The 5,618-nt window shown below is 70.8% G+C and carries 4 protein-coding genes and 1 pseudogene; all 5 read right to left on the minus strand.

Annotation, left to right across the window (positions count from 1 at the left end; all coding sequences use genetic code 11):
* Positions 1-2: 2 nt before the first annotated feature.
* A complete protein-coding gene (locus AOK22_RS18665) occupies positions 3-1,019 on the minus strand; it encodes a TIGR03842 family LLM class F420-dependent oxidoreductase (RefSeq protein WP_055699808.1) in 1,017 nt (338 codons plus the stop codon).
* Positions 1,020-1,054: 35 nt separating this feature from the next.
* Positions 1,055-2,458 carry a dihydropyrimidinase gene (hydA, locus tag AOK22_RS18670; protein WP_055699809.1) on the minus strand — a complete coding sequence of 468 codons (1,404 nt, stop codon included), beginning with the start codon at positions 2,456-2,458 and terminating at the stop codon, positions 1,055-1,057.
* A gap of 171 nt (positions 2,459-2,629) precedes the next feature.
* Positions 2,630-3,913, minus strand: a complete 1,284-nt coding sequence (locus AOK22_RS18675; RefSeq protein WP_055699810.1) for an aspartate aminotransferase family protein — start codon at positions 3,911-3,913, stop codon at positions 2,630-2,632.
* Positions 3,910-4,752, minus strand: coding sequence for a nitrilase-related carbon-nitrogen hydrolase (locus AOK22_RS18680; RefSeq protein ID WP_055699811.1), 843 nt, complete (start codon positions 4,750-4,752; stop codon positions 3,910-3,912). The genes AOK22_RS18675 and AOK22_RS18680 overlap by 4 nt, the downstream gene beginning before the upstream one ends.
* Positions 4,753-5,015: 263 nt before the next feature.
* Positions 5,016-5,618 (minus strand): annotated as a pseudogene (locus AOK22_RS18685) (hypothetical protein); the annotation flags it as partial.

Raw genomic sequence — 5,618 nt, forward strand, 5'->3', positions numbered from 1 at the left:
CCTCAGTCCCCCAACTCCCCGATCACCCGCTCCCCGTACCCGTCGATGACCTCCTCGCGCGCGTCGTGCATCGCGTACGCCGCGAACTGGTCGACCCCCAGCTCCTTCAACTGGCGCAGCTTCGCCACGTGTCGCTCCGCCGTGCCCAGGAGGCAGAAGCGGTCCACGACCTCGTCGGGCACGAACGCCGTGTCCGGGTTGTCCGTGCGGCCGTGGTGGGAGTAGTCGTAGCCCTTGCGCGCCTTGATGTACTCGGTCAGCGCCTCCGGGACCGCGCCGGAGTGCTCGCCGTAGCGGGACACCAGGTCCGCCACGTGGTTGCCCACCATGCCGCCGAACCAGCGGCACTGCTCCCGCGCGTGCGCCAGCGCCTGCGGGGAGTCGTCCGCGGTCAGATACGCGGGCGCGGCCACGCAGATCTTCACGTCCGACGGGTCGCGGCCCGCGTCCGCCGCCGCCTGACGCACCGCCTTGACCATCCACTCCGTCAGATACGGGTCGGCGAGCTGGAGGATGAAGCCGTCGGCCTTCTGCCCGGCCAGGGCCAGCGCCTTCGGGCCGTACGCCGCCATCCAGACCGGCAGCCGCCCCTCCCGCACCCACGGCAACCGCACCGGTTCGCCGTCGACCCGGGTCTCGCGCCCCTCCGCCAGATCGCGGATCACGTCGATGGCCTCGCCCAGGCGGGCCAGCGTGTTGGGCTTGCGCCCGGCGACGCGCATCGCGGAGTCGCCGCGGCCGATGCCGCACACCGTGCGGTTGCCGTACATGTCGTTCAGTGTGGCGAAGGTCGACGCCGTGACCTCCCACGTGCGGGTGCCCGGGTTCGTGACCATCGGGCCGACCCGCAGCGTGTTCGTCTCCGCCAGGATCCGGCTGTAGATGACGAACGGCTCCTGCCACAGCACGCACGAGTCGAACGTCCACCCGTAGGTGAACCCGGCGCCCTCCGCGCGCTTCATCAAGTCGACGACACCGGAAGCCGGCGGGTCGGTCTGCAGGACGAGTCCGAAGTCCATGGGAAGCCCCTTCCTGATCAATTCGTCGTCCGGTCTCAGCCCAGGTACTGGCACGTGCCGCGCGGAACGTACGAGCCGTGCCCGGCACGTCCCGTGAACTCCCGCTCCGTGACGACGAGTTCGCCGCGCGAGAGAACCGTCTCCACCCGTCCGGTCAGCCGCTTGCCCTCGTACGCGGAGTAGTCGACGTTCATGTGGTGCGTCTCGGCGGAGATCGTCTGCTCGGCGGCCGGATCGTAGATCACGACGTCCGCGTCCGCGCCCGGCGCGATCGTGCCCTTCTTGCCGTAGAGGCCGAACATCCGGGCCGGGCTCGCGCAGGCGATCTCGATCCAGCGGCGGCGGGTGATGTGGCCGTCGACGACCGCCTGGTGGAGCAGGTCCATGCGGTTCTCCACGCCCGGCATGCCGTTGGGGATCCTGGAGAAGTCGCCGCGGCCCAGCTCCTTCTGCCCCGTGAAGCAGAAGGGGCAGTGGTCGGTCGACACCACTTGCAGGTCGTTGGTGCGCAGTCCGCGCCAGAGCGCTGCCTGGTGCTCCTTCGGCCGCAGGGGCGTCGAGCACACGTACTTGGCGCCCCCGAAGTCCGGCTCGGCGAGGTTGTCGGTGGACAGGAACAGGTACTGCGGACAGGTCTCGCCGAAGACCGGCAGGCCGTCGTGGCGGGCGCGCGCCAGCTCGGCCACCGCCTCCTGCGCCGACACGTGCACGACGTAGAGCGGCGCGTCCGCGACCTGCGCCAGCTTGATGGCGCGGTGCGTCGCCTCGGCCTCCAGGAGCGCCTTGCGGACCTCGCCGTGGTAGCGGGGGTCGGTCCGCCCGGCCTCCAGGGCCTGCTGGACGAGCACGTCGATCGCGATGCCGTTCTCGGCGTGCATCATGATCAGCCCGCCGTTGGCGGCGCCGCGCTGCATGGCGCGCAGGATCTGCCCGTCGTCGCTGTAGAAGACGCCGGGGTACGCCATGAAGAGCTTGAAGGAGGTCACGCCCTCCTCCACCAGGAGGTCCATCTCCTTCAGCGTCCGGTCGTTCACATCGGAGACGATCATGTGGAAGGCGTAGTCGATCGCGCACTTCCCGTCCGCCTTCGCGTAGTAGGCGTCGAGGCCCTCGCGCAGCGTGTGGCCCACCGACTGCACCGCGAAGTCGACGATGGTGGTGGTGCCGCCCCAGGCCGCGGCCCGGGTGCCGGTCTCGAAGGTGTCCGACGAGAACGTGCCGCCGAACGGGAACTCCATGTGCGTATGGGCGTCGACTCCGCCCGGGATGACGTACCTGTCGGTGGCGTCGATGACGCGGTCGGCGGTCCAGGCCTCCGCCGCGCCGGAGCCGGTCGCGGCGAGGGCGGCGATCCTGCCGTCCTCGATCAGTACGTCGGCGTGGGTCTCCTCCGCGGCGGTGACGACGAGTCCGCCGCGGATCAGGGTGCGGGTACTCATGGGCTGCGCTCCGTTTCCTGCGAGCTGCTTGCGCGCTACGTGCGGGATGTCCTGCGAGCTGTCCCGCGGGCGTGGCCCCGCGCGCCGGGTCGTGCGCGCGGGCAGGGGTCGTACGGAAGTGCGGCAGTGCGGCAGTGCGGCAGTGCGGCAGTGCGGCAGTGCGGCAGTGGACTAGACGCTCCGCAGGGCCCGTTCGAGGATCGCGGCGCCCTCCTCGGCCTCCGCGACGGTCAGTGACATCGGCGGGGCGACGCGCAGCACGCTGGTGTCGTGGCCGCCTCCCTTGCCGATGAGCAGACCGCCCTCACGGGCCGCTTCGAGCACGGCGGCGGCCGCCTCCGGGTGGGGGCGGTCGGTGCCCGGCTCGACCAGTTCGATCCCGATCATCAGGCCTCGGCCGCGCACTTCGCGTACGACGGGCAGCTGGGCGCAGATCGCCCGCAGCCGCTCGATGAGGAGCCCGCCGACGCGCCGCGCGTTGCCCTGGAGGTCGTGCTCCAGGAGGTACGCGAGGTTGGCGACGCCGGCCGCCATCGTGACCGGGGAACCGCCGAACGTCGAGATGGAGTTGGCGTCGAGGGAGTTCATGACCTCGGCGCGCGCGACGACACCGCCGATGGACATGCCGTTGCCGATGCCCTTGGCGAAGGTGAGGATGTCCGGCGGACCGCTGCGCCCGTGCGCCTGCCAGCCCCAGAAGTGCTCGCCGGTGCGGCCCCAGCCGGTCTGCACCTCGTCGGCGATCCACAGGATGCCGTGCTCGTCGAGGACTTCGCGGAACGCCGCGTACAGCCCGTCGGGCGGCGAGGTGAAGCCGCCGACGCCCTGGATCGGTTCGGCGATCAGCGCCGCCACTCCCCCGCGCGTCTGCCCGAGCATGTCCCGCAGGTCGGCGACGCAGGCCGCGATGAAGTCGGCGTCGCCCAGGGCGGCGTACGGGCCGCGGCTGCGGACGCCGCCGTGGACGTACAGCGTCTGGAGCGGCGAGAGGCTGGTCGGCGACCACGCCTGGTTGCCGGTGATGCCGACGGCCGAGAAGGAGCGGCCGTGGTAGCTGTTGCGCATCGCCAGGATCTGGTTCGAGCGGCGGTGCGTGGTGGCGAGCAGCAGGGCGGCGTCGTTGGCCTCGGTGCCGGACGTGGTGAAGAAGACGCGGGCGTCCGGGATGCCGGACAACGCCGCGACGCGCTCGGCGAGTTCGACCATGGGGCGGTCGAGGTAGAGCGTCGAGGAGTGGATGATCCGGGCCGCCTGCTCGCTCACCGCCTTGGTGACCTCGGGCAGGGCGTGCGCGGTCATCGTGGTGAGGATGCCGCCGAAGAAGTCGAGGTACTTGTTGCCCTCGGCGTCCCAGACGTGGCGGCCCTCGCCGTGGGTGAGCTCGATCGGCCGCCGGTAGTAGAGCGCGAGCCAGTCGGGCAGCACGGCCCGGTGGCGGTCGTACAGGTCGGTCACGGCTGCACCAGCCCTTCGTAGGCGTCGGGGCGGCGGTCTCGGTAGAACGCCCACTGCTGGCGTACTTCCTCGATGAGGCCGAAGTCGAGGTCCCTGACGAGGAGTTCCTCTTCCTTGTCGCTCGCCCGCTCGCCGACGAACTGACCGCGCGGGTCGACGAAGTAGCTCGTGCCGTAGAAGTCGTTGTCGCCGTACTCCTCCCGGCCGACGCGGTTGATCGCGGCGACGAAGTACTCGTTGGCGACGGCGGCCGCGGGCTGTTCGAGCTGCCAGAGGTACGCGGAGAGGCCGCGGGAGGTGGCGGAGGGGTTGTAGACGATCTGAGCACCGTTCAGGCCCAACTGGCGCCAGCCCTCCGGGAAGTGGCGGTCGTAGCAGATGTAGACGCCGACCTTGCCGACGGCCGTGTCGAAGACCGGCCAGCCCGCGTTCCCCGGCTTGAAGTAGTACTTCTCCCAGAAGCCCTTCACCTGCGGGATGTGGTGCTTGCGGTACTTGCCGAGGTAGGTGCCGTCGGCGTCGATCACGGCCGCGGTGTTGTAGTAGAACCCGGACTGCTCGACCTCGAACACGGGGACCACGATCACCATGCCCGTCTCGCGGGCGAGCGCCTTCATGCGGGTCACGGTGGGGCCGTCCGGGACCGGTTCGGCCCAGCGGTAGTGCTCGGGCTCCTGGACCTGGCAGAAATAGGGGGCGTTGAAGACCTCTTGGAACCCTATGATCTTCGCGCCCTGACGGGCCGCCTCACGGGCGTGCGCCTCATGTTTGGCGATCATGGATTCGGTGTCGCCTGTCCAGGTCGCCTGGACGAGTGCGGCGCGTACGACGTTGGCCATGAGATGCTCCTTCACTTGCCCCTTGAGAGGACGTCAGAGAGCCTCTACGCCCGTAGACTTCGTGCGTAGATAGGAGAACGTATGCCTCTCCCCGCGGCCTGAGCAAGACCATCTCCGACAACCGCCGGAGTCGATCATGATTCGTACCCGAGCGGGCGAGAAACGGGCGGAAAGGGACGGAGGTCGGGAGCGGCGGGGCCGGCTGCGGGTCGGGAGCGGGTGGCAGCTGCGGGTCGCAGGGGCGCCGGTGAGCCGCCGGGGGGTCAGGCGCTGAAGCCCGCCACCCGGAGTGCGTGCACCAGGTCCCAGTGGTGTTCCTCCGAGACGTCCTTCGCCGTCTCCAGGAGCAGGGGGATGAGGCGATACGGGTCCGTGTGAGCGCAGCGCGCGGCGTCCTCGGCGGTGCGGACCCGGAGGTAGGAGTCGAGGAGCGCGCGGGCCTCCCGTTCGCGGCCCGCGTCCAGCAGCGCGAGGACCGCCTCCGCGATCTCCGGCGCGGGGCGGGCGACGCCCTGGCGCAGCAGCTTCCGGCAGTCGTCGGCGCGGCCCGCGCCCGCGAGCGCGTCCGCGAGTGCGACGAGGCGGTCCGGGGGCAGGGACGCGGCCTCCCACAGCAGGGTCGCCCAGTCCGCGGAGAGGCCGGCCTGGTGCAGCTCCACGGCGAACCGGGGCAGGCGGGCGGCGGGCCAGGCGGTCGCCTCGACGAGTACGCCGTGCGCCTCGCCGCTGCGGCCCTCGCCTCGGAGGCGGACGAGGTCCTGGACGGCGGCGGCTGTGGCGCGGGCGGCTTCGTCCTCGGTGACCTTGGTGGCCCCGGTGGCCTCGGTCTGATCCTTGGTCTGATCCTTGGTCTTGGTCTTGGTCTT

Origin of the sequence: Streptomyces silaceus, assembly GCF_001419745.1 — a bacterium.
Taxonomy (GTDB): Bacteria; Actinomycetota; Actinomycetes; order Streptomycetales; family Streptomycetaceae; genus Streptomyces; species Streptomyces silaceus.

Coding starts and splice junctions, on each gene's coding strand:
- hydA (WP_055699809.1), bottom strand. CDS start 2,458: ATGAGTACCCGCACCCTGATCCGCGGCGGACTCGTCGTCACCGCCGCG.
- AOK22_RS18680 (WP_055699811.1), bottom strand. CDS start 4,752: ATGGCCAACGTCGTACGCGCCGCACTCGTCCAGGCGACCTGGACAGGC.
- AOK22_RS18665 (WP_055699808.1), bottom strand. CDS start 1,019: ATGGACTTCGGACTCGTCCTGCAGACCGACCCGCCGGCTTCCGGTGTC.